The following is a 22,410-nucleotide window of genomic DNA, read 5'->3' on the forward strand; positions in this document are numbered from 1 at the left end:
ACATATGAATATGGATCCACTTCGACTTGCCGCTCAAATTGTATCAGGAATTGGTTTTTTAGGTGCTGGCGTAATTTTAAGAAGAGGCAACGATAGCATTGCAGGGCTCACGACTGCCGCTATGATCTGGGGTGCTTCTGGTATTGGTATTGCTGTTGGGGCCGGATTCTATATTGAAGCGATATTCGGAATGTGTTTCCTTATGATTAGTGTCGAACTTATACCACTCGCGATGAAATATGTAGGCCCTAGATCATTTCGTCAACGTGATATCGCTGTGAAACTTGTTGTACGAAATATGGACAATATCCCAATCGTAATTGAAGAAATAAAAGAAATGGATATAAAAGTTAAGAATATGAAGCTTAAAACATTAGAAAACGGTTCTCACTATTTACATCTTAAACTATCCATTGATCAAAAAAGACATACTGCTGATGTTTACTATGCTCTCCAGCATCTTGAAAATGTCCAACAAACTGAAGTAGAAAGTATGTAACATAAAACAAACTCTCTTTAATTAGAGAGTTTTTCTTTTTTCTATAATGGCAACAATGAATGTAATCCTACAAAGTAAGGAGGAATAGGCAATTGAAATCCCGTCCGAATTTAGTAGATACATTTCGTGATTCCATTATTTTTCGTTTAATTTGTTTTATTATTGTACTGACTGCTTTTTCCGGTTTTCTTATACATAGATTAGAACCTTTTCATTTCACTACATGGTTTGACGGAATTTGGTGGTCAATCGTTACCATTTTTACAGTTGGATATGGAGACTTTTCTCCCCATACGACGATAGGAAAACTAATAGGTATAAGTATTATTTTATTAGGAACTGGCTTTTGTTCTTATTATATGGTGCTGTTTGCTACTGAAATGATTAATAAACAATATATGAAAATTAAAGGTGAAGAAGCCGCTACTTCTAACGGTCATATGATTATCGTTGGCTGGAATGAGCGCGCAAAACATGTTGTAAAGCAAATGCACGTATTACAACCAAACCTTGATATCGTTTTAATTGATGAAACACTTTCTTTACTCCCAAAACCATTTCATCATTTAGAATTTATAAAAGGTTGTCCGCATCACGATCAAACTTTATTAAAGGCCAATATTGCAACGGCACACACCATATTAATAACAGCTGATAAAGAAAAAAACGAAAGCTTAGCGGATACACAGTCCATTTTAAATATTTTAACTGCAAAAGGGCTCAACCCAAACATTCACTGCATCGCTGAACTTCTTACTTCTGAACAAATACAAAATGCAACGAGAGCTGGTGTGTCAGAAATTATAGAAGGAAATAAATTAACGAGCTATGTATTTACCGCTTCTCTTTTATTCCCTTCCATTTCAGGTGTACTATTTTCACTTTACGACGAAATCTCTGATAATAAATTACAACTGATGGAGCTTCCATCGTCCTGCACCGGACAAACTTTTGCCAATTGTAGCTATACTCTTTTAAAGCAAAACATTCTCTTACTAGGTATAAAGCGCGACGAACAATATATGATTAATCCAGTTCATTCCTTTGTTCTCATTGAAAGCGACATACTCATTGTTATTCACCATTAGTAAAATGACGCTCTAATTCTTGCATGAGCACTTTCCCAATATTGATATATTTTCTTTTCACATCTCCATCTGGATCTTTCGGCTCAGCAAATTGATCCATTCCACTCGTTCCAGCTGTTAAAGTATTCACATTATCATCTAGTTCGTCTTGATATACGTGCGAAAGAATATACGGCGTTCCAAGACGAACTATTACGCCTGGTACATCTAGTTCTCCATCAATGGCTGTAAATGGAACTCGTAAAAATTGATACCCATCTTCTTCATCAATTTTGTAATCGAAGCATCCTTTATCATAATCCCAATTACCACCAATGCTATATCCAAGTGGTTTCATAATCTCTTCTAACTTATATAACGCATATGTACGTCCTTCTAAATTTGATTGAATCGGAATCAAGCCCATCCCTCCTAGACTTTTCCTTTAGCATACCCACTTTAGTTTGAATATACTGATGGACTTTTCGATAAAATAATAAAAAGCGACCGGAATCCGGTCGCTTTTTATTATTTTAAACGCTCTTCTAATTCTGCTTTTAATTCTTCAAATCCTGGTTTACCAAGTAAAGCAAACATGTTTTTCTTGTATGCTTCTACTCCAGGTTGGTCAAATGGATTCACGCCTAATAAGTAGCCGCTCATCGCACATGCTTTTTCGAAGAAGTATACAAGGTAACCGAATGTGTACTCATTTAATTCAGGAATATTTACGATTAAGTTTGGTACTCCCCCGTCGCTATGTGCAAGTAATGTACCTTCGTATGCTTTTGTGTTTACGAAGTCTACAGTTTCACCAGCAAGGTAGTTTAATCCGTCTAAATCGTTTTCTTCTGATTCGATTGTTAGTTCATGTGTAGATTTACCTACTTTAAGAACTGTTTCAAATAAGTCACGACGCCCTTCTTGAACGTATTGACCTAATGAGTGTAAATCAGTTGAGAAGTTTGCTGAAGATGGGAAAATACCTTTTTGATCTTTTCCTTCACTTTCACCAAATAACTGTTTCCACCACTCAGCGAAGTATTGAAGTGCTGGCTCATAGTTAACAAGCATTTCAATTGTTTTTCCTTTATTGTATAAAGCGTTACGAACTACTGCGTATTGGTAAGCTGGATTTTCTTCTAGTTCTGATGTTCCGAAGTCATCATGACCAGCAGCTGCACCTTTCATCATCTCTTCAATATTTAAGCCACTTACTGCGATTGGTAATAAACCAACTGGCGTTAATACAGAGAAACGACCTCCAACATCATCTGGAATAACAAATGTTTCGTAACCTTCGTTATCAGCTAATGTTTTTAATGCACCACGCGCTTTATCTGTAGTTGCATAAATACGTTTGCGAGCTTCTTCTTTTCCATACTTTTCTTCTAATAACTTACGGAAGATACGGAATGCTAGTGCCGGCTCTGTTGTTGTACCTGATTTGGAAATAACGTTAATAGAGAAGTCTTTACCTTCTAATACGTCCATTAAATCTTTCATGTAAGTGGAGCTAATGTTTTGTCCAACAAATAGCACTTGTGGAGTTTTACGTTGTTCTTTAGAAAGCGTGTTGTAGAAAGAATGGTTTAACATTTCGATTGCTGCGCGTGCTCCTAGGTAAGAACCACCAATACCTACAACAAGTAAAATGTCAGAGTCATTTTTAATTTTTTCTGCGCATTTTTGAATGCGAGCGAATTCTTCTTTGTCATATTGAAGCGGAAGGTCTACCCACCCAAGGAAATCGTTCCCAGCTCCAGTTTTTTCGTGGATTGCGTGATGTGTTACTTTCACTGCATCACGTAAATAAGTGATTTCATGTTCACCGATGAAGGATAACGCTTTAGAATAGTCGAACGTTACATGTGTACTCATCTTTTTCCCTCCAATTATGGATATGTATTTCTGTATTCACTTTAGCGAAACTGAAGTTGTAAATCAAGCGATTAGGCAATTGTAAACGTAACCAATATATATTTTTTAGAAAAAGTTCATTTTTTGCATAAAAATTCGCATTTTTCGGTATAGATGTATATACATCCCTTTCCAAACATTTTTTATGTATAAAAACAACATAACTACCCTATTCTATAAAAGAGTTAATTAACTCATCGCTTGCTCATGCTTCACAATTAAGGGGGGCTTTTTCATGAGTACTTTGCAACGTATCGCATTAGTCTTTACTGTAATTGGCGCTGTGAACTGGGGACTAATCGGTTTTTTCCAGTTTGACTTAGTAGCAGCCATTTTCGGTGGACAAAATTCAGCTCTTGCACGTATTATTTACGGCATCGTTGGTATATCTGGGCTTATCAACCTTGGTTTACTGTTTAAACCATCTGAAAATCTTGGTACGCACCCAGAAACAAACGAAATTCGATAATCAGTATGTCCTTTCACCTCCGACATACGAATATGATTGCATGCAATCATATTTGCAAATATATATCATAAGATAAAGTAAAAGAGGAACGCTCATATGCGTTCCTCTTTTACTTTGTTAACTCGGACTCTTCAATCCATTCTGCCAACTTTTCTCGCAGCGTATTAAATCCGTTTTCAGATGGGTTCGGTATAAGAATCCTTCCTTGTTTTCTTTTCGCCGCTTTTAACGATAAACTCATTTTTCTGTGCTCTTCATCAATTGAAAGTACCTTTACTTCTACTGTATCGCCGACCTTTAAAAAGTCATGAATATCCTTTACATATCCATTTGTAATTTCAGATATATGCACAAGTCCTTGTGTTTCTGCATCTAACGCTACAAACGCACCGTAATCTTGAATTCCAGTCACTTTCCCTGTTACAACCACTCCTGTTGTATATTGTTCTGACATATGAAACACTCCCATACGTTTACCATTCTCTCTACAATTATAGAGAGCAAAGCAGATATATTTATTTTAAATATCCGATTGGTTAGTACGCATTCTAGATAACAATATCTAGAATGCGCATACCTTATATTAGTAAATTATACCACTATGACAGAACTCATTCAAAATTCATGAAAAATTTCCCTTAAAGAAGTATAATTCTCCAATATTGGGATAGACTACTAACACATGGCTTTCTAGTATTCCCCCCCTTTTATGGACAAAACGTATTACGTTTTGTCCTTTTTTTATTTTCAACAAACCGTTCCATTCTCTTCATTGCTTCCATAAGTTGTTCAAGCGACGTCGCATAAGAACAACGAATAAACCCTTCACCACTTTCGCCAAATACGCTACCAGGGACAACAGCTACTTTTTCTTCCAGCAATAACTGTTCTGCAAATTCCGCTGAAGATAATCCTGTTGAAGATATAGAAGGGAAAACATAAAATGCTCCGCCCGGCACATGACACGTTAAGCCCATTTCATTGAAAGATGTCGTCATAAAATTACGACGCTTCTTATAACTATCTCTCATCCGAATTACTTCATCATTCCCCGCACGTAACGCTTCAAGTGCTGCGAACTGAGACATCGTCGGTGCACACATCATGGAATATTGGTGGATTTTGAGCATCAATTCTGAAAACTGAACAGGAGCTGCAATCATACCGAGACGCCATCCTGTCATCGCAAATCCTTTTGAAAATCCTGAAATTAAAATCGTATGCTCGCGCATATTTTTAATACTCGCGAAACTTGTATATGCTTCGTCGTATACAAGCTCTGCATAAATTTCATCAGATAATACAATTAGATTGTACTTCTCAACAATCACTGCTATTTCTTCAAGCTCGAATTTATTTAGCATTGCACCTGTCGGGTTATTTGGTGAACAAAGTAAAATCGCCTTTGTTTTCGCTGTAATAGCTGCTTCAATTTGTTCTGGTTGTACTTTAAACTCGTTTTCTAGCTTAGTCTCCACAGGAACCGGAACTCCTCCAGCTAATGTCACAAGTGGTGCATAAGAAACGAAGCTTGGTTCAACAATGAGCACTTCATCATCAGGATTTATAATGGCACGCATCGCTACATCTAACGCCTGGCTCGCTCCAACTGTAACAATGATTTCATCACTTGGATCATAAGATACTGCAAATTGTTTTTTTAGATACTTTGCTATTTCTTGACGGAGCTCCAATAATCCTGCATTTGCTGTATATGACGTATACCCTTGTTCCAAAGAACGAATACATGCTTGCCTTACATTCCAAGGGGTAACAAAATCCGGCTCTCCTACCCCGAGGGAAATAACACCTTTCATATTTGCTGCTAAATCAAAAAATTTTCGAATACCAGATGGTTTTAAAGATTCTGCTGATCTAGATAGTTCAAATTGCTTCATGGTGTCACCACAATTCGCTTATCATCATCGTTTTTTTCATAAATAACGCCCTCATGTTTATACTTCTTCAAAATGAAATGAGTAGTTGTAGAAACGACAGATTCAATTGTTGCTAATTTCTCAGAAACAAACATCGCTACTTCCCCCATCGTTTTACCTTCTAATGTAATAGAAAGATCATATGTCCCTGACATTAAATAAACGGATTTCACTTCTGAATAACGATAAATTTGCTCAGCAACCGCATCAAACCCAACGCCGTGCTTTGGCGTAACTTTCACATCGATCATTGCCGTTAAACCTGTATGTTCTTTCACTTTCGTCCAATCGATATGTGTTACATAATCCACAATAATCTTTTCATTTTCTAATCTCGCAACCATCTTCTTTACTTCTTCTACTTCTATATTTAACAGCTTCGCTAATGTATCTACAGATAATCGACTACTCTTTTCAAGACAAGCTAATAATTCTAATTCTTTTTCTGTCACCATATAAATCATCCTTCCTTTTCGTTTGTGTCTAAATTATACAAATACCCTTTCCAGTTTGAAAAGAAGATTTTTCTATTGAATTATGTCAAAATAAAGTGAAACTTTAATCAGCGGAAAAATGCGTGATAAAGCGAAAGGGGATGGAACCGTGAAACCAAAAATTTATATTGCTGAACCAGTTCCGACATTTGTAGAAAACTATTTATCAGAACACTGTGATTATGAAAAATGGGATCAAAATGAGAAAGTACCTCGTGATGTTCTATTAGAGAAAATACAAGATAAAGATGGGTTATTAAATTTCGGATCTGCTATTAATGAAGAATTACTGACAGTGGCTCCTAACTTAAAAGTAGTGAGCAACATTTCTGTTGGTTACGATAATTTTGATTTACAAGCGATGAAAAATCGAAAGGTTATCGGAACGAATACACCATACGTATTAGATGATACAGTAGCTGATCTCGTTTTCGCCCTTATGCTATCAGCTGGGCGCCGCGTTTGCGAACTCGATTCTTACGTAAAAAATGGTGAATGGAACGCTGAAATCGGAAAAGAACACTTCGGACTAGATGTACACCATAGCACAATTGGTATTATCGGTATGGGCCGAATTGGAGAAGCCGTTGCAAAACGAGCAAAATTCGGATTTGATATGAATGTTCTTTACTATAACCGCCGTCGTAAAGAAGAAGCTGAACAAAAATTCGATGCTACATATTTTGATTTACAGACGCTACTGAAGCAGTCTGACTTTATTGTTCTTCTTACTCCATTAACAGATGAAACATATCACCTTATCGGAGAAAAGGAATTTTCATTAATGAAAGAAACAGCAATCTTCATTAATGCTTCTCGGGGGAAAACAGTAGATGAAGAAGCGTTAATCCATGCTTTAACAGAAAAGAAAATCTTTGCAGCAGGCATCGATACTTTTACACAAGAGCCAATTCAAAAAGATAATCCACTCTTATCATTACAAAATGTTGTGACTTTACCGCACATCGGATCTGCAACATTAAAAACTCGTCAGCAAATGGCCATGACCGCCGCTGAAAATTTAGTTGCAGGATTACAAGGAAAAACACCGCCTAATATTGTGCGCGGGTAATACTGAATAAACGAAAGGCAAGATGACATCGTCATCTTGCCTTTTTTTGTTAACATATTTTCTTCTTCCTTGGAGATGATATGAACAAAAATCAATGGAGTGACAAAAAATGAATCATAAATATACTTGTCCTTATTTCACTTTTTCCACTCGCGGCACTACTGTTCATTACGAATTGTATGAACATGATAATAAAACAGAACGCCCTACTTTCGTACTCGTTCACGGCTTTTTATCTTCCTCATTCAGTTACCGCCGTCTCATTCCTTTACTAGCGAAGGAAGGAACAGTCATTGCTCTTGATTTACCACCGTTCGGAAAAAGTGATAAGTCTCATCTGTTTAAGTATTCTTATCACAATTTAGCAACGATTATTATTGATTTAATTGAACATTTATCTCTCTCAAACATTGTATTAGTTGGGCATTCTATGGGTGGGCAAATTTCTCTCTATGTAAACCGTATACGTCCTGAACTCATTTCAAAGACGATTTTACTATGTAGCTCGAGCTATTTAGCGCGCGCAACCTTACCTTTACTATACTCTTCTTATTTACCGTTCTTTCATTTATACGTAAAGAACTGGATTATACGGCGCGGCATTGTTCATAACTTAATGAATGTCGTTCATGATCACTCATTAATTGACGATGAAATGAAAAAAGGTTACTCCGCTCCTTTTTATGACAACCGTATATTTCCCGCTTTAACTCGCATGATACGAGACCGTGAAGGTGACTTATCTTCAACTGAATTACAAAAAATCGAAACACCTATCCTACTCATTTGGGGTGAAAAAGACCGCGTCGTCCCTGTACATGTAGGTCATCGTCTACACAAAGATTTACCGAATTCAAAATTTATTTCTTATGAAAATACAGGACATTTACTACCTGAAGAAAAGCCTGAACATGTTTATGAAGAAATTATCGCTTTTTCCGCGCAATAAAATGAAACTTTAATCAGTCCCCACCTAACTTCTTTGCTTCCGCTGAATTTTGAGGTCGGGGTCTTACTGCCCGGAAAATAGCGGGATAATATAAAAAAGGCTGTCGGAAATTCCGACAGCCTATAATGAACAGCTTCCACCTTCTTTTATTACAAGTAATTCCATAGCTAATTTCTCACATTTTTCAAGCGCAGGTACTTCCTCAAAAGACATAAAGTATATATGTTGAATCTTCTTTGCGATGTATTTTGGATCGTCAAACACACTTATGACGTTCACGACATCGCTCGCTTCTGTTTCATAAAACTCCGGTCCCATTTGAAACGGATCCCAATTCTTCACAACCTCTATCATCTTTTCATATGTACCCATTCGCTTCCCGCCTTTTCACTTTTTAATACTTTTCTTTATCCTATCACATCCGCTATTCTATAAGAAGAGAGAGAACTTTCATAACTTATTGGTTTTACAGAAGAAGGGAGCAAACTTATGCAACTATTTCATAAAGCAATCAATCGACGTGGAACGCATAGTATAAAATGGGATACATATAAAAACGAAGAACTTATCCATGCTTGGATTGCTGATATGGATTTTGAAGTACCAAAACCAATTCAAACTGCCTTAAAACAACGAATCGAACATCCGATTTTTGGCTATACACTTCCTCCCGAAAATATTGTGAATATTATTTGTAACTGGACAAAACAACAATACGACTGGGATATTCAAAAAGAATGGATTGTCTTTAGCGCCGGAATCGTTCCAGCTCTTAGTACGAGCATACAGGCTTTCACAAAAGAAAACGAATCCGTTCTCGTACAACCACCTATTTATCCTCCATTTTTCGAAATGGTCACAACAAACAACAGACAGTTATACGTGAGTCCATTACAGAAACAAAATGATACATATGTGATAGACTTCAAGCATTTAGAAAAGCAGTTTCAGCAAGGAATCAAACTCATGCTTCTTTGTAGCCCTCATAACCCAATCGGGCGCGTTTGGACGAAAGAGGAACTTTTGCAGCTCGGATCGTTATGTACTAAATATAACGTAATCGTTGTGGCGGATGAAATTCATTCCGATATTATTTACGCAGATCATAGACATACACCGTTCGCTTCTTTATCTGAAGAATTAGCAGCTCGCACGATTACTTGTATGGCTCCAAGTAAAACATTTAATATCGCTGGATTACAAGCATCGATTATTATCATTCCAAATGAAAAACTCCGTCAAGCCTTTACATCTATCCAATATAGACAAGGCTTCCACGGATTAAATATCTTCGCTTATACAGCGATGCAAAGTGCCTATACAGAATGTAATGATTGGCTAAACGAAATTCGATTATATATAGAAGATAATGCTCAATTTGCTTGTGAATATATTAAAACTCACATACCTGCTCTTTCCGTAACGAAGCCAGAAGGTAGCTTTTTATTATGGATTGATTGTTCTCGTCTAAAGCTTTCTCAAAACGAGCGTACTGCATTACTTGAGGAAAAAGGAAAAATCATTGTTGAACCTGGTGAGAAATACGGGTTAGGTGGCGAAGAACATATTCGAATTAATATCGGCTGTCCACGATCTGTTTTAGAAGAAATTTTAAACAGACTGCGTCATACGTTTTCATAATAAGAAAGGAGTCTGTCCCCCTAATCATTCTTGGACAGACTCCTTTGTAATATTTTGTCGGTAAGTCGATATATTTCAAGTTACGGTCGATATATTCCAATAATCGCCGATATAATTTGAGTTACAGTCGATATATTCCAATAATCGCTGATATATTTTCAATTACATTTCACAAAGAAAGCTACCATTCACGGTAGCTTTTACTTTTTCTTCATATCCGATGCTTTTTTTACAATTACGCCACAAGCAATTCGATCCCCTGATTTACCTGTCGGTTGAGTCATACCATCATCAGGGTTTTCTGTAATAATAATAGACGCTCCATCTTTTCTATGAATCGTCGTTTTTCCTTCTTCAAGTGTGATGTGAGGTGCATCGATTTCCGCTTTAATCTTTCCAGAACCATCTGCAACTACGTTCGGTAAATCACCGTTTTCTGCACCCTTCGGATTAAGAAGACCATGTTTTTTATCATCAGGATTAAAATGATTCCCGGATGATTCAAAACGAGGTGCCTTACACTCTCCAATTTCATGTACATGTAGTCCGTGTGGTCCTGGCGTGAAACCTTCTCCTTTAATCGTAATTTTCACGCCACTTGTTTGCTGCACTACTTTCGCAGTCCCTACTTCATCTCCTGAAGCATTATGTAATTTCACTTCAATTTCTTTCGGCTTTCCTTGGTCACAACCTGCCATCAGAAATAATAAACAACAACTGAAAAAAAGCCGTTTCTTCATTTTATTCCCTCCAAAATATATTCTGCCCTTAGATTGTCCGAGCATAGAGGGAAACATACAAAAATGCATTACTGTTTCTTTTCAGCTAATAGTTTTTCTTCAACTTTCTGCAATCGCTCTGCTTCTCTTTTTGATACACGAATAAACATACGCCACGTGGCAATAGCACCGATAATAAATAGAACGCAAACAATCCCTGGAATAATATATTCTGTTTTATCTTCCGGAAAATATAAAGGCATCATATAGAACACTCCTTATTATAGGATTTATAAAACATCAGAATTTTCTGTTATATCATTTTAAATTATAGTGGAACCTATCCATATTCTCAAGGGGCGTTCTGAAAGCAAATGATTTCTTTGACTCCTTCTCCTACTTTCCTTACTATAAACTTGAGGTGAAAAATATGAGAGAAACATTTGAAATTGGCGAAATCGTTACTGGTATTTATAAAACAGGAAAATACATCGGCGAAGTTACAAATAGCCGCCCTGGCAGTTACGTCGTAAAAGTATTAGCTGTTTTAAAACATCCGGTGCAAGGTGACTTACATAACGTAAAACAAGCTGACGTACCATTTTTCCATGAAAGACGCGCTTTAGCTTTCCGTGAACAGACGAACATTCCAGAGCAAATGGTGAAAAAATATGAAGGAGAAATTCCGGATTATACCGAGTCACTAAAATTAGCATTAGAAACTCAAATGAATTCATTTTCTGAAGATGATTCACCTTTTGCAGAGCGTAGTCTAGAAACATTACAACAGTTAAAGAAAGACTACAAACTCTAAAAAACAAAACGACCAAATTACATAATGTGCAATTTGGTCGTTACTGTGTGCTCACTTTCTTTAACACTTTTGAAAAATCAACAAGTTCTCCTAATGTTGGAGGTGCTGGCTTTACTAAATACTCTTTATCTTTTTCTACTAGTTTAAAAATATTGTACGTCGTCATCGCATCATCAAGCGCACAATGATGCTTCCCTGTCCCTACTTTTCCATACGCCTCAATTGCTTTCCATAATCCTGTTTGATTTCTTTCTCCAAAAAACTTCTTATACTCAAGCGATAAATCACGACACTGTCCGAAGAATGGAAAAGCTATCCCTGCCATTTCACAATTATGTTTCAGCACTTTCATATCCATATTTCCCCACGTTACAATTGTCGGTTTACATTTCGTTTCGTATTCTGCAAGCTTCTTAACGAGTTCAGGAAATGAAATCCCTTTATCCACGACTTCTTGTTTTATTCCTAAAAACTTCTTACATCGATCCGTTAAAGAAGGAAATGTTTTCGGCCTGACATGTGATGAATACGTATCTTCTACCTTACAGCCAGCAACTGAAACGAGTCCTACCTCAATAATCTCTGGAAAAAATCCTTTCGGTTTCTTTCTATGCTGGGGCATCGTAAACTCAAAGTCTAAAAATAAAAATCGTTGTTCATCCATACGATCCCTTCCTTATCATTTTTGTCATTCCTTTCTATTTGACACTCCTACACGAACAAGCTCGAATGCTAATTCCATTTTAAATATTCAGATTGGATGTATCTTATATATATGTCAAATGCCCACAAATATTTTAAAAAATAAGAAAAAATGACCTATGCAGAAAATATGACAAAATCTCTCCTTTCATTTACATCCGCAGTTTTTCTACTTTATAATGACGTTATGTGTGTTTCATCTAGTTAATATTTGACACACTAAGAAAAATGAATGAAAGGAGATGAGATTTTTGCACGAAACAACGCAAGAACTCGCTAACTGGCAGTATTATTTTGCTATCGCAGTCTTTTTAATTACATATGCCATTATTATTTCTGAAAAAATTAATCGCGCTGTCATCGCACTTCTCGGTGCAGCATTCATGGTAATTGTGGGGGTCGTCGATTTACATAACGCCTTTACGAAACATATTGAATGGGGAACGATTACGCTACTCATCGGTATGATGATTTTGGTGAACATTACGAGTAAATCAGGTGTTTTCCAATACGTTGCCATTAAAGCAGCAAAAGGGGCACAAGGAAATCCAATTAAAATTTTAATTTCCCTTTCCCTACTTACCGCGCTTGGCTCCGCATTTTTAGATAACGTTACAACTGTACTTCTTGTTGTTCCAGTTACTTTATCTATTACGCGCATACTGCAAGTAAATCCTGTTCCTTATTTACTTTCTGAAATTATTTTTTCAAATATTGGAGGAACAGCAACATTAATTGGTGATCCACCTAACATTATGATTGGTTCTGCAAATAAGCATTTAGACTTCAATGCTTTCCTATTGAATCTAGCACCAATCGTAATTATTATTATTGCAGTTACAGCAACAATACTTTACTTCATGTACCGTAAACAATTAATTGCCGATCCTGTACAAGTTAAAAAATTAATGAGCTTAGATGAAAAACAATACATTAAAGATCCAGTATTAATGAAAAAATCTTTAACGGTACTTGGACTTACAATTGTAGGTTTCATGACTCATTCTATTTTCCATATTGATGCCGCTATTATCGCCTTAACTGGTGCTACTGTACTTATGTTAATTGGTGTGAAAGAACATGAAATTGAAGAGGTATTCGCAAGTGTAGAGTGGGTAACAATCTTCTTCTTCGCAGGGCTATTCGTACTTGTTGGAGGACTTATCGATATCGGTCTTATCAAAATGTTAGCTCAAAAAGTAATTGGTATAACAGGCGGAGATATTTCTTACGCATCCATCCTTATTTTATGGGTATCTGGTATCGCCTCTGCAACAATTGATAACATCCCATTCGTTGCAACAATGATTCCACTTATTAACGATATGGCAGTTGGGCTAGGCTTATCACCATCTGACGCACAAATCGATGTATTATGGTGGGCATTAGCACTAGGTGCTTGTCTGGGCGGAAACGGAACATTAATCGGAGCTTCTGCTAACGTAATCGTTGCAGGTATCGCGAGCCGCGAAGGACATAAATTTAGTTACATGGACTTCCTAAAAGTCGGTTTCCCAATTATGATCGTTTCATTAATCATTTCTCACATTTATATTTATTTACGCTACCTTATGTAGTAAAAAAAGCGCTCTGATAATCAGGGCGCTTTTTTACTTATATCTAAAATATATCGACTTATCAACAAAAAAGAAAAATCTACTCTTTATATCTGACCGGTTCATTTCGAATGATAAATAAATGAATCGGTAAGAACACTGAAAATGTGATTACATGAATAATCGTAAATAATATAGAGTTCGTTCCGTATCTGTCTAAAATAGCGTAGATAAGATAAATGGACAATACAATCGATACAGCTGTTGCTAGTAAACTTATAATTGGTACGAAATTAAAAATAAAACATGCAACGTATATACCGAATACTTTCCACCCTGCTTCTTCTTTCAAAAAATCTGGTAATTTATCTTTCGCTAAGTCACCCCATGTCTTACTATTCAAAAACGGAATAAACGCAAGCACCCCGTCCGTTGCACCATCATTTTTCGCCATCGAATAAAGTGCAAAAGCCGTTAACAAATATGAAATAATTGCCCAAATCAATATAACAAGAATAAACGCAAAACTAAGAGCAAAGAAACCTGCTAATACGCCTTGATCCTCCATCTTATCCTCTCCTCTCTACTTTCAACATATTTCATTACATTGCAAGTTATGTTTTAAAATTTATCCAAACTCTTTGTATAATAAGAGAAGAAAGAGAATAAGAGAGGAGCAACACTTATGCATCCATTTGTAAAAGCATTACAAGAGCATTTCACAGCTCATCAAAATCCTGAAAAAGCAGAACCTATGGCTCGTTATATGAAAAATCACTTCCCATTTCTAGGTATTCAAACACCGGAAAGACGCCAATTATTAAAAGACATCATTCAAATACATACTCTCCCAGATCAAAAAAACTTCCAAATTATCATACGTGAGCTTTGGGACTTACCAGAACGTGAATTCCAAGCGGCCGCACTTGATATTATGCAAAAATATAAAAAGCATATAAACGAAACTCATATCCCCTTCTTAGAAGAACTGATTGTCACAAAATCTTGGTGGGACTCTGTCGATAGCATCGTCCCTACATTTTTAGGCGATATCTTTTTAAAACATCCAGAATTAATTTCTGCCTATATTCCAAAATGGATTGCATCAGATAACATATGGTTACAACGTGCCGCTATTTTATTCCAACTAAAATATAAACAAAAGATGGATGAAGAACTTCTTTTCTGGATTATTGGACAACTACATTCTTCAAAAGAATTTTTCATTCAAAAAGCGATTGGCTGGGTCCTTCGTGAATATGCAAAAACAAATCCGGATGTTGTTTGGGAATACGTTCAAAACAATGAGCTCGCTCCATTAAGTAAGCGTGAAGCAATTAAGCATATTAAGCAAAATTACGGAATAAATAATGAAAAAATAGGTGAGACTCTATCATAGATAGACGCGTTCCTCTATTGAGATTTAAAAAAGAACGTGTTAGAATATGTTCATTATTATTAATATAAGTAGCGATGACGGACTTATAAGTACTTGCATAAAAAGCGATTCAGGGATAGTGAAAGCCTGAAGCCGCAAGGAAACGGCAGTCCCGAGCAATACATGATAAAGTGGATGCACCTTTTGTGTATCAACTAGGGTGGAACCGCGGGCAAACGCTCGTCCCTAGGCAAATAAGCCTTGGGATGAGCGTTTTTTTATGTTCTTTTTAGCATATACTGCTCGTTTCCAAAGTATCAGAGTATGTCATCGCCAATACGTTAACTTTCAAAAGGAGGATTTTCTTATGTATTCAATGGAACAAGTTGTAAACTTAGCGAAACATCGCGGTTTTGTTTTCCCTGGTTCTGAAATTTACGGTGGTCTTGCAAACACTTGGGATTACGGTCCACTTGGAATCGAATTAAAAAATAACGTTAAAAAAGCTTGGTGGAAAAAATTCATTCAAGAATCTCCACACAACGTTGGTTTAGACGCAGCTATTTTAATGAACCCTAAAACTTGGATCGCTTCTGGTCACGTTGGTAACTTCAACGATCCAATGATTGACTGTAAAAAATGTAAAGCTCGTCACCGTGCTGACAAATTAATTGAGGATGCTTTAGATGCAAAAGGAATCGAAATGGTTGTTGACGGTCTTACTTTCGACCAAATGGCTGACTTAATGAAAGAACATGAAGTAAAATGTCCTGATTGCGGTAGTGAAGAATTCACTGAAATCCGTCAGTTCAACTTAATGTTCAAAACATTCCAAGGTGTTACAGAGTCTAGCACAAACGAAATCTTCCTTCGTCCTGAAACAGCACAAGGTATTTTCGTAAACTTCAAAAACGTTCAACGCTCTATGCGTAAAAAGCTTCCATTTGGTATCGGCCAAATCGGTAAGAGTTTCCGTAACGAAATCACGCCTGGTAACTTCACATTCCGTACACGTGAATTCGAACAAATGGAACTTGAATTCTTCTGTAAGCCTGGTGAAGATTTAGAGTGGTTTGCATTCTGGCGTGAAACTTGTAAAAACTGGTTACTTTCACTTGGTATGTCTGAAGAGAGCATGCGTCTTCGTGACCACGGTGAAGAAGAGTTATCTCACTACAGTAATGCAACAACTGACATTGAATTCAAATTCCCATTCGGTTGGGGCGAACTTTGGGGCGTTGCATCTCGTACAGACTTCGACTTAAAACGTCACATGGAACATTCAAACGAAGACTTTAACTATATTGATCCACAAACGAATGAGCGTTACGTGCCATACTGCATCGAGCCATCTTTAGGCGCAGACCGCGTAACATTAGCATTCTTATGTGATGCATATGAAGAAGAGCAATTAGAAAACGATTCTCGTACAGTTCTTCGTTTCCACCCTGCTTTAGCACCATACAAAGCAGCTATCTTACCATTATCTAAGAAGCTATCTGAAGGTGCTACTGAAGTATTCGCAGAATTAGCTAAAGACTTCATGGTAGACTTTGATGAAACTGGTTCTATCGGTAAACGTTACCGTCGTCAAGACGAAATCGGTACACCATTCTGTATCACATACGACTTCGACTCAGTTGAAGACAAAGCTGTTACAGTACGTGACCGTGACACAATGGAACAAGTTCGTATGCCAATTAGCGAACTAAAAGGTTTCTTAGAGAAGAAAATCCAGTTCTAATTATAAGAAAAAGAGGCTGCTCGTAAGAGCGCCTCTTTTTTACTTTTCACGTTTTTCTTTAATTGCTACTGTACATCTTGATATACATAGTAAATCATCATTTTCATCAATAATACGAACATCCCAAACCATTGTCGATTGTCCTCTATGTATCGGTGTTCCGATCGCCGTTACAATTCCATCTTTCTTTGAGCGAATGTGGTTTGCATTAATTTCTAATCCGAAACAAATACATTTTTCTTGATCAATTAAATTATATGAACCAACACTTGCCACTGTTTCCGCTAATGCAACCGATGCACCTCCATGTAAAAATCCAAACGGTTGATGCGTACGCTCATCAACAGGCATCGTAGCAACTACCTTATCTTCTGTCATCTCTAACAACTCAATTCCAAGTGAATCCATTAAAGTTTTTGCCATATCGCTTCCCCCTTCTCTTACTTTAATTAAATGTATAATTTTACCTATTTATTTTCAAACTACTTATAACACTTATATAAGGAGGCTTCACCTAAATGAAACAGAAATTTTGTATATTACTGCTTATGTTCTCCTTGCTGACTATTGTACCAAATTGTGCAATAACAGCCAAAGCATCTAACCTGACAATCGATGTTAAGACTGTAACGCAAAAAGGTAAGAAACCTTATATAGAATATCAAATAAATAGGCCTTCTTTTCACAACTTTTCTGATTCTAAATTTCAAAATAAACTCAATTTATACTACAAAAAATCCACTGACAAATTTAAAAACAAATTAGAAAAAGAAGCAAAAAAATATTATAAAGAGACCGCAGGATCTAGTACACCCTTTCATCCGTACGTAGCAAATGTTGATTATAAAGTCTCTTTAAACAAACCACCTTTTCTTAGCCTATATGTGAATTACTATCAATATACTGGCGGAGCACACGGTCTTTATACGTGGAAGGCAAATACATTTGATTTAAACGAAAAAAAGGTGCTGCACTTAGACGATTTATTTCAACAAAAGGATAAATATAAAGATGTAATCCGTGCAGAGATTGTACGACAAATTAAACAAAATGAAAGCATTTATTTTCCTGATGCAACTGAAAAAGTAATGAGTATGAAAAAATTTCACTTCTTTTTAGAGCCAGACAATCTCGTCATTTATTTCCCTTTATATGAGATTGCTCCCTATTCAAGTGGAATTCCGCAATTTCGTATTCCATATACGTTGCTAAGAGACTATTTAAAGCCTTCTTATCAAAATATTTTGATTGACAACAAGTAAATATTTTCGCTACGATAATGTTAACCTAAAAACAACAGGAGGTTAACATTATGAGAAGATTTCATGTTTTAGATTTAGCATTAGCTGCCATGTTCGTTGCTCTTATGGCCATCGGTGCAAATATTGTATCTTGGGCACCTTTCTTACAAGTAGCAGGCATCCCATTATCTATGCAACCATTTTTCGCAATTTTAGCAGGTCTTCTTCTTGGAAGTAGACTTGGTGCCTTATCCATGACTGTATATATGCTCGTTGGCTTAGCCGGCGCACCAATCTTCGCTAACTTCAAAGCTGGATTTGGAGCACTTTTAGATCCTACTGGTGGTTTTATTATCGCCTTTATTATCGTTGCTTACGTATCAGGAAAACTAGTAGAACAAAAAGAAAGACCAACTTTCATTACATTTGCAATTGCCTCTTTCACTGGAATTATTTTAACTTATATAATCGGTACTACTTACATGTACGGAGCAGTCAATCTCTTTATGGGCGGTAATATGAGCTATAAAGCTGCTTGGATGATTATGATGTGGTTTGCAGTAAAAGATATTGCATTTACAATTATCGGTGCTATTATCGCACCTCGCATATACTATGCTGTGCGTCGCTCTGCTTATCAGCATTCTCATTCGACGATTTCATAATAAAAAAGAGTTATTGCAGCTTGCTGCAATAACTCTTTTTTTATATTAAGACTCTTGATTCGCTTGTTCTTCTAAAATTTTCTTCATCATTGCAACCATGTCATCACGTAATTCTGGGTGTTGCAGGGCCATTTCAATTGTCGTTTGAACGAATCCTAGCTTTTCACCTACGTCGTAGCGCTTTCCTTCGAAATCGTAAGCAAATACACGTTGGATTTCATTTAAGCTTTGGATTGCATCTGTTAATTGAATTTCACCACCAGCACCGACATGTTGCTGTTCTAAGAACATAAAGATTTCAGGCGTTAAAATGTAACGGCCCATAATTGCTAAGTTTGAAGGAGCTGTACCTTGCGCTGGTTTCTCAACGAAATTGCGAACTTGGTAACGACGACCTTCTTGTTCTAATGGATCGATAATTCCATAGCGATGTGTTTCCGACTCTGGAACAGTTTGTACACCAATAACAGAAGAAAGTGTTTTTTCATACTCATCCATTAATTGACGTAAACACGGTTTCTCAGCTTGGACAATATCATCACCTAGTAACACTGCAAACGGCTCATCACCAATGAATTTACGCGCACACCAAACAGCATGTCCTAGTCCCTTCGGCTCTTTTTGACGGATGTAATGAATATCTACCATTTTTGAAGAAGCTTGTACTTTTTCAAGCAACTCATATTTTTTCTTCTCTAATAAGTTTTGTTCTAGTTCAAATGCGTTATCAAAATGATCTTCGATAGAGCGCTTTGTTTTACCAGTAACAATAATAATATCTTCGATTCCCGATTTCACTGCTTCTTCCACAATGTATTGAATCGTTGGTTTATCTACTATCGGTAACATTTCTTTCGGCATTGCTTTCGTTGCTGGTAAAAAACGTGTTCCTAATCCAGCTGCTGGGATTATCGCTTTTCTTACTTTTTTCATCACAAAATACCCTCTCTCCTGTCGGAATCAATAGCAAGCATTTCCTACATAAAACAAAAGGGAGATTTCGCTCCCTTTTGTTCCTTACTACTTAAAATTACTTTGTATTATAAACGATTCATAATGTCTTCTTTAATAGTAAGTAACTTTTGTTCACTATTTTGTAAAGAACTATCTTTTACACCAAAGTAAAACTTAATCTTCGGCTCAGTTCCAGATGGGCGTAGGCAGAACCATGAACCATCCTCTAATTGATATTTTAACACATTTGATTTCGGTAAGTGAATCTCTTCTTTATGTCCATCTTGTAAAGATGTAATGATGCTTGCTTTATAGTCTTCCACTGCTACGACTGTTAAGCCCGCCACTTCTTTCGGAGGATTCTCACGGAACGTTGCCATCATCTCTTGGATTTTTTCAGCTCCATCTTTTCCTTTTAACGTTAACGATACAAGGTCTTCACGGAAGAAGCCGTACTTCTCAAATACTTCTAATAGACCGTCATATAACGTTTTCCCTTGTGATTTGTAGTATGCAGCTACTTCACATGCAAATAGAACAGATTGTACTGCATCTTTATCACGGCAGAATGGGCGGATTAAATAACCATAGCTTTCCTCATAACCGAATTGGAATTCATATTGTCCACTTTCTTCATACTGTCTAATTTTCTCACCGATAAATTTAAATCCAGTTAACGTATCAATTGTATCTAAACCGTATGCTTTTGCAATTGTACGACCAATTTCAGACGTTACGATTGTTTTTAATACGACACCGTTCTCTGGAAGCGTTCCGTTTTCTTTCTTTTGAGATAGTAAGTAATCAAGCATTAATGCACCTGTTTGGTTTCCTGTTAATACTTGGAACTCACCATTATGATTACGCACTGCTACACCAAGGCGGTCTGCGTCAGGATCAGTTGCGATTAATACATCTGCCCCTACCTTTTCACCGTCACGAATGGCATACTCAAACGCTGCGTGCTCTTCTGGGTTCGGTGATTTTACTGTAGAGAAGTTTGGATCTGGTAACTCTTGCTCTTTTACAACTGTTACATCTGTAAATCCAACTTCTTTTAAACCACGGCGTACAGAAATATTTGATGTTCCGTGCAATGGTGTAAAGACGATTTTTAAGTCTTTGCCGACCTTTTGCACCATTTCTTTATTAATGATGACATTGTTCAATTCTGCAGCATATGCATCATCTACTTCTTGTCCAATAATATGTAATAAACCGTCAGCTTTTAATTGCTCTACATCAGCGACTTCAACTGTTAATTCATCTTCTACTGCATTTACGTAGCTAATTAACTCATCTGCTTCTTTTGGAGGTAACTGTCCACCATCTTCACCGTATACTTTGTATCCGTTATATTCAGGTGGATTATGGCTTGCCGTAAGAACGATTCCACTTACTGTATGTAAATGACGAACTGCGAAAGAAAGTACTGGCGTTGGACGTAAGCTTTCAAACACATATGTTGTGATACCGCGTGCCCCAAGTGTAGCAGCAACTTCCATTGCGAACTCAGGTGATTTATGACGAGAATCATAGGCTACAACAACACCGCGTTTTTTCGCTTCCTCACCTAATTTTTCAATAAAGCTTGCTAATCCTTTTGTTGCTTTACGAACTGTATATACGTTTAAACGGTTCGTACCAGCACCAAGTTCACCACGCATACCACCTGTGCCAAACTCTAGATTTTTATAAAAGCTATCCTCGATTTTCTTCTCATCTTGCTTCATATTTTCTAGCTGTTCTTTTAATTCTGCATCTAATTGTGCGTAAGAAAGCCAGCGACTAAATTCTTGTTTCCAATTCATTCTTCTCTCTCCTCTCGCTCGTCATACCTTTATTATATGAAAAAAACATGCTGTATCTCAATATTTTATAAAATCTAGCAGGATTTTACTAGGAATATTTGTATACACTATTGTTAAATACTCCACTAAAGGGAATGAGGATTATGCACGAATGGGGCTTGTCAGAAGAGCTCAAAATACAAACAAAGCAAATGATTGAAATTGCTGAAAAAGAACTATCGATTATGAGGAACGCAATCGATAAAGAAGACGAATGTATTTTATGCAAAATGGAAGATATTCATCATATGTTAGCAAATGTACAAACATTGGCAGCTACATACTATATTCAGGCATATTTATCACCTTATACGGAAAGTTCATCTTTTATTACAACAGCTATCCAACATTTAAGCGCCAGAAAACATGGTGCTCTTATCGTTGTAGAAAGAAACGAGACGCTTGAAGCTCTCATTCAAACTGGAACGACATTAAACGCTCATTTAACTGCGCCATTACTCGAATCAATATTTTATCCAGGTAACCCTCTTCATGACGGTGCCGTTCTCGTAAAAAATAATCATATTGTCTCAGCTGCTAATATTCTTCCTTTAACGAAAAGTACAGAAGTTGATCCTGAGCTAGGAACACGTCACAGAGCTGCAATTGGCTTATCAGAAAAGAGTGATGCACTCATATTAGTTGTCTCTGAAGAAACGGGCCGTACTTCTTTTGCTTTAAACGGGATTTTGTATACGATTTCTTTATAAAGTGAAACTTTAATCAGCCCTCACCAATC

26 protein-coding genes (1 of these 26 cut by a window edge) are annotated in these 22,410 nt (G+C 36.7%); 13 read left to right on the forward strand and 13 right to left on the reverse strand.

Annotated elements, in window-relative coordinates; all coding sequences use genetic code 11:
• Positions 1–499 carry the 3' portion of an MgtC/SapB family protein gene (locus V7S45_RS24275; protein ID WP_060851620.1) on the forward strand. Its footprint begins 182 nt before the window's first position, so only the last 499 of its 681 coding nucleotides appear in the window; its start codon lies beyond the left edge, outside the window; the stop codon is at positions 497–499.
• A gap of 92 nt (positions 500–591) precedes the next feature.
• The gene (locus V7S45_RS24280) at positions 592–1,587 is read left to right on the forward strand and encodes a potassium channel family protein (RefSeq protein WP_025686920.1); all 996 of its coding nucleotides are present in this window, start codon (positions 592–594) and stop codon (positions 1,585–1,587) included.
• Here V7S45_RS24280 and V7S45_RS24285 read toward each other — a convergent pair.
• Complete coding sequence (locus V7S45_RS24285; RefSeq protein WP_000612334.1) at positions 1,574–1,987, reverse strand: YugN-like family protein; 414 nt, start codon at positions 1,985–1,987, stop codon at positions 1,574–1,576. The genes V7S45_RS24280 and V7S45_RS24285 overlap by 14 nt on opposite strands.
• A gap of 107 nt (positions 1,988–2,094) precedes the next feature.
• On the reverse strand, positions 2,095–3,447 hold the full coding sequence (locus tag V7S45_RS24290; protein ID WP_000103654.1) for a glucose-6-phosphate isomerase: 1,353 nt from the start codon (positions 3,445–3,447) through the stop codon (positions 2,095–2,097).
• 274 nt (positions 3,448–3,721) lie between these two features.
• Here V7S45_RS24290 and V7S45_RS24295 point away from each other — a divergent pair, with 274 nt between their 5' ends.
• Entirely contained in the window at positions 3,722–3,955 is a 234-nt protein-coding gene (locus V7S45_RS24295; RefSeq protein ID WP_000105788.1) for a DUF378 domain-containing protein, read from the forward strand.
• A 109-nt stretch (positions 3,956–4,064) separates the two neighbouring features.
• On the opposite strand, the gene yugI is transcribed toward V7S45_RS24295, so the two are convergent.
• The 3 genes from yugI to V7S45_RS24310 form a co-directional block, all read right to left on the reverse strand.
• Positions 4,065–4,409 (reverse strand): S1 domain-containing post-transcriptional regulator GSP13, encoded by a 345-nt coding sequence (gene yugI, locus V7S45_RS24300; RefSeq protein WP_000003764.1) that lies wholly within the window; start codon positions 4,407–4,409, stop codon positions 4,065–4,067.
• A gap of 253 nt (positions 4,410–4,662) precedes the next feature.
• Entirely contained in the window at positions 4,663–5,853 is a 1,191-nt protein-coding gene (locus tag V7S45_RS24305) for an aminotransferase (RefSeq protein ID WP_000808536.1), read from the reverse strand.
• Complete coding sequence (locus V7S45_RS24310) at positions 5,850–6,347, reverse strand: Lrp/AsnC family transcriptional regulator (RefSeq protein WP_025686922.1); 498 nt, start codon at positions 6,345–6,347, stop codon at positions 5,850–5,852. The genes V7S45_RS24305 and V7S45_RS24310 overlap by 4 nt, the downstream gene beginning before the upstream one ends.
• Before the next feature lie 118 nt (positions 6,348–6,465).
• Here V7S45_RS24310 and V7S45_RS24315 point away from each other — a divergent pair, with 118 nt between their 5' ends.
• Positions 6,466–7,458, forward strand: a complete 993-nt coding sequence (locus V7S45_RS24315; RefSeq protein ID WP_025686923.1) for a D-glycerate dehydrogenase — start codon at positions 6,466–6,468, stop codon at positions 7,456–7,458.
• Between the two features lie 109 nt (positions 7,459–7,567).
• A complete protein-coding gene (locus V7S45_RS24320) occupies positions 7,568–8,407 on the forward strand; it encodes an alpha/beta hydrolase (RefSeq protein WP_001015860.1) in 840 nt (279 codons plus the stop codon).
• A 120-nt stretch (positions 8,408–8,527) separates the two neighbouring features.
• Here V7S45_RS24320 and V7S45_RS24325 read toward each other — a convergent pair whose 3' ends face one another.
• Positions 8,528–8,779, reverse strand: coding sequence for a YugE family protein (locus V7S45_RS24325; protein WP_000537638.1), 252 nt, complete (start codon positions 8,777–8,779; stop codon positions 8,528–8,530).
• 117 nt (positions 8,780–8,896) lie between these two features.
• Here V7S45_RS24325 and V7S45_RS24330 point away from each other — a divergent pair, with 117 nt between their 5' ends.
• Positions 8,897–10,048, forward strand: coding sequence for a MalY/PatB family protein (locus V7S45_RS24330; RefSeq protein ID WP_342761528.1), 1,152 nt, complete (start codon positions 8,897–8,899; stop codon positions 10,046–10,048).
• Positions 10,049–10,248: 200 nt separating this feature from the next.
• On the opposite strand, the gene sodC is transcribed toward V7S45_RS24330, so the two are convergent.
• Both sodC and V7S45_RS24340 read right to left on the reverse strand, forming a co-directional pair.
• On the reverse strand, positions 10,249–10,788 hold the full coding sequence (gene sodC / locus V7S45_RS24335) for a superoxide dismutase [Cu-Zn] (RefSeq protein WP_000746520.1): 540 nt from the start codon (positions 10,786–10,788) through the stop codon (positions 10,249–10,251).
• 68 nt (positions 10,789–10,856) lie between these two features.
• A complete protein-coding gene (locus V7S45_RS24340) occupies positions 10,857–11,033 on the reverse strand; it encodes a hypothetical protein (protein WP_000982757.1) in 177 nt (58 codons plus the stop codon).
• A gap of 164 nt (positions 11,034–11,197) precedes the next feature.
• Between V7S45_RS24340 and V7S45_RS24345 the strand changes: the two genes are divergently transcribed.
• A complete protein-coding gene (locus V7S45_RS24345) occupies positions 11,198–11,581 on the forward strand; it encodes a kinase-associated lipoprotein B (protein WP_001209344.1) in 384 nt (127 codons plus the stop codon).
• Between the two features lie 40 nt (positions 11,582–11,621).
• Here the strand turns inward: V7S45_RS24345 and kapD are convergent, their stop codons facing one another.
• On the reverse strand, positions 11,622–12,245 hold the full coding sequence (kapD, locus tag V7S45_RS24350; protein WP_000344356.1) for a 3'-5' exonuclease KapD: 624 nt from the start codon (positions 12,243–12,245) through the stop codon (positions 11,622–11,624).
• 289 nt (positions 12,246–12,534) lie between these two features.
• Here kapD and V7S45_RS24355 point away from each other — a divergent pair, with 289 nt between their 5' ends.
• Positions 12,535–13,860, forward strand: a complete 1,326-nt coding sequence (locus tag V7S45_RS24355) for an ArsB/NhaD family transporter (protein ID WP_000545209.1) — start codon at positions 12,535–12,537, stop codon at positions 13,858–13,860.
• Between the two features lie 79 nt (positions 13,861–13,939).
• Here the strand turns inward: V7S45_RS24355 and V7S45_RS24360 are convergent, their stop codons facing one another.
• Positions 13,940–14,407, reverse strand: coding sequence for a hypothetical protein (locus V7S45_RS24360; RefSeq protein ID WP_000390061.1), 468 nt, complete (start codon positions 14,405–14,407; stop codon positions 13,940–13,942).
• A 117-nt stretch (positions 14,408–14,524) separates the two neighbouring features.
• Between V7S45_RS24360 and V7S45_RS24365 the strand changes: the two genes are divergently transcribed.
• Positions 14,525–15,238: a DNA alkylation repair protein gene (locus V7S45_RS24365; protein WP_000553311.1), complete on the forward strand. Its 714-nt coding sequence runs from the start codon at positions 14,525–14,527 to the stop codon at positions 15,236–15,238.
• 346 nt (positions 15,239–15,584) lie between these two features.
• Positions 15,585–16,961, forward strand: coding sequence for a glycine--tRNA ligase (locus tag V7S45_RS24370; RefSeq protein WP_000287147.1), 1,377 nt, complete (start codon positions 15,585–15,587; stop codon positions 16,959–16,961).
• 39 nt (positions 16,962–17,000) lie between these two features.
• On the opposite strand, the gene V7S45_RS24375 is transcribed toward V7S45_RS24370, so the two are convergent.
• Positions 17,001–17,384 (reverse strand): hotdog fold thioesterase, encoded by a 384-nt coding sequence (locus V7S45_RS24375; protein ID WP_001140612.1) that lies wholly within the window; start codon positions 17,382–17,384, stop codon positions 17,001–17,003.
• Between the two features lie 95 nt (positions 17,385–17,479).
• On the opposite strand from V7S45_RS24375, the gene V7S45_RS24380 reads away from it, so the two are divergent.
• A complete protein-coding gene (locus V7S45_RS24380) occupies positions 17,480–18,223 on the forward strand; it encodes a DUF3298 and DUF4163 domain-containing protein (RefSeq protein ID WP_000810326.1) in 744 nt (247 codons plus the stop codon).
• Positions 18,224–18,273: 50 nt separating this feature from the next.
• Complete coding sequence (locus V7S45_RS24385) at positions 18,274–18,867, forward strand: biotin transporter BioY (RefSeq protein ID WP_001252150.1); 594 nt, start codon at positions 18,274–18,276, stop codon at positions 18,865–18,867.
• Between the two features lie 45 nt (positions 18,868–18,912).
• Here the strand turns inward: V7S45_RS24385 and galU are convergent, their stop codons facing one another.
• Together galU and V7S45_RS24395 are read right to left on the reverse strand one after the other, a co-directional pair.
• Positions 18,913–19,800 carry a UTP--glucose-1-phosphate uridylyltransferase GalU gene (gene galU, locus V7S45_RS24390; RefSeq protein ID WP_002097988.1) on the reverse strand — a complete coding sequence of 296 codons (888 nt, stop codon included), beginning with the start codon at positions 19,798–19,800 and terminating at the stop codon, positions 18,913–18,915.
• Positions 19,801–19,907: 107 nt separating this feature from the next.
• The gene (locus tag V7S45_RS24395) at positions 19,908–21,632 is read right to left on the reverse strand and encodes a phospho-sugar mutase (protein ID WP_088346162.1); all 1,725 of its coding nucleotides are present in this window, start codon (positions 21,630–21,632) and stop codon (positions 19,908–19,910) included.
• Between the two features lie 143 nt (positions 21,633–21,775).
• On the opposite strand from V7S45_RS24395, the gene cdaS reads away from it, so the two are divergent.
• The gene (gene cdaS, locus V7S45_RS24400) at positions 21,776–22,381 is read left to right on the forward strand and encodes a sporulation-specific diadenylate cyclase CdaS (RefSeq protein ID WP_000545252.1); all 606 of its coding nucleotides are present in this window, start codon (positions 21,776–21,778) and stop codon (positions 22,379–22,381) included.
• Positions 22,382–22,410: the final 29 nt, after the last annotated feature.

It is taken from the genome of Bacillus sp. BR3(2024), from assembly GCF_039134555.1.
In the GTDB taxonomy this organism is placed as follows: Bacteria; Bacillota; Bacilli; order Bacillales; family Bacillaceae_G; genus Bacillus_A; species Bacillus_A cereus.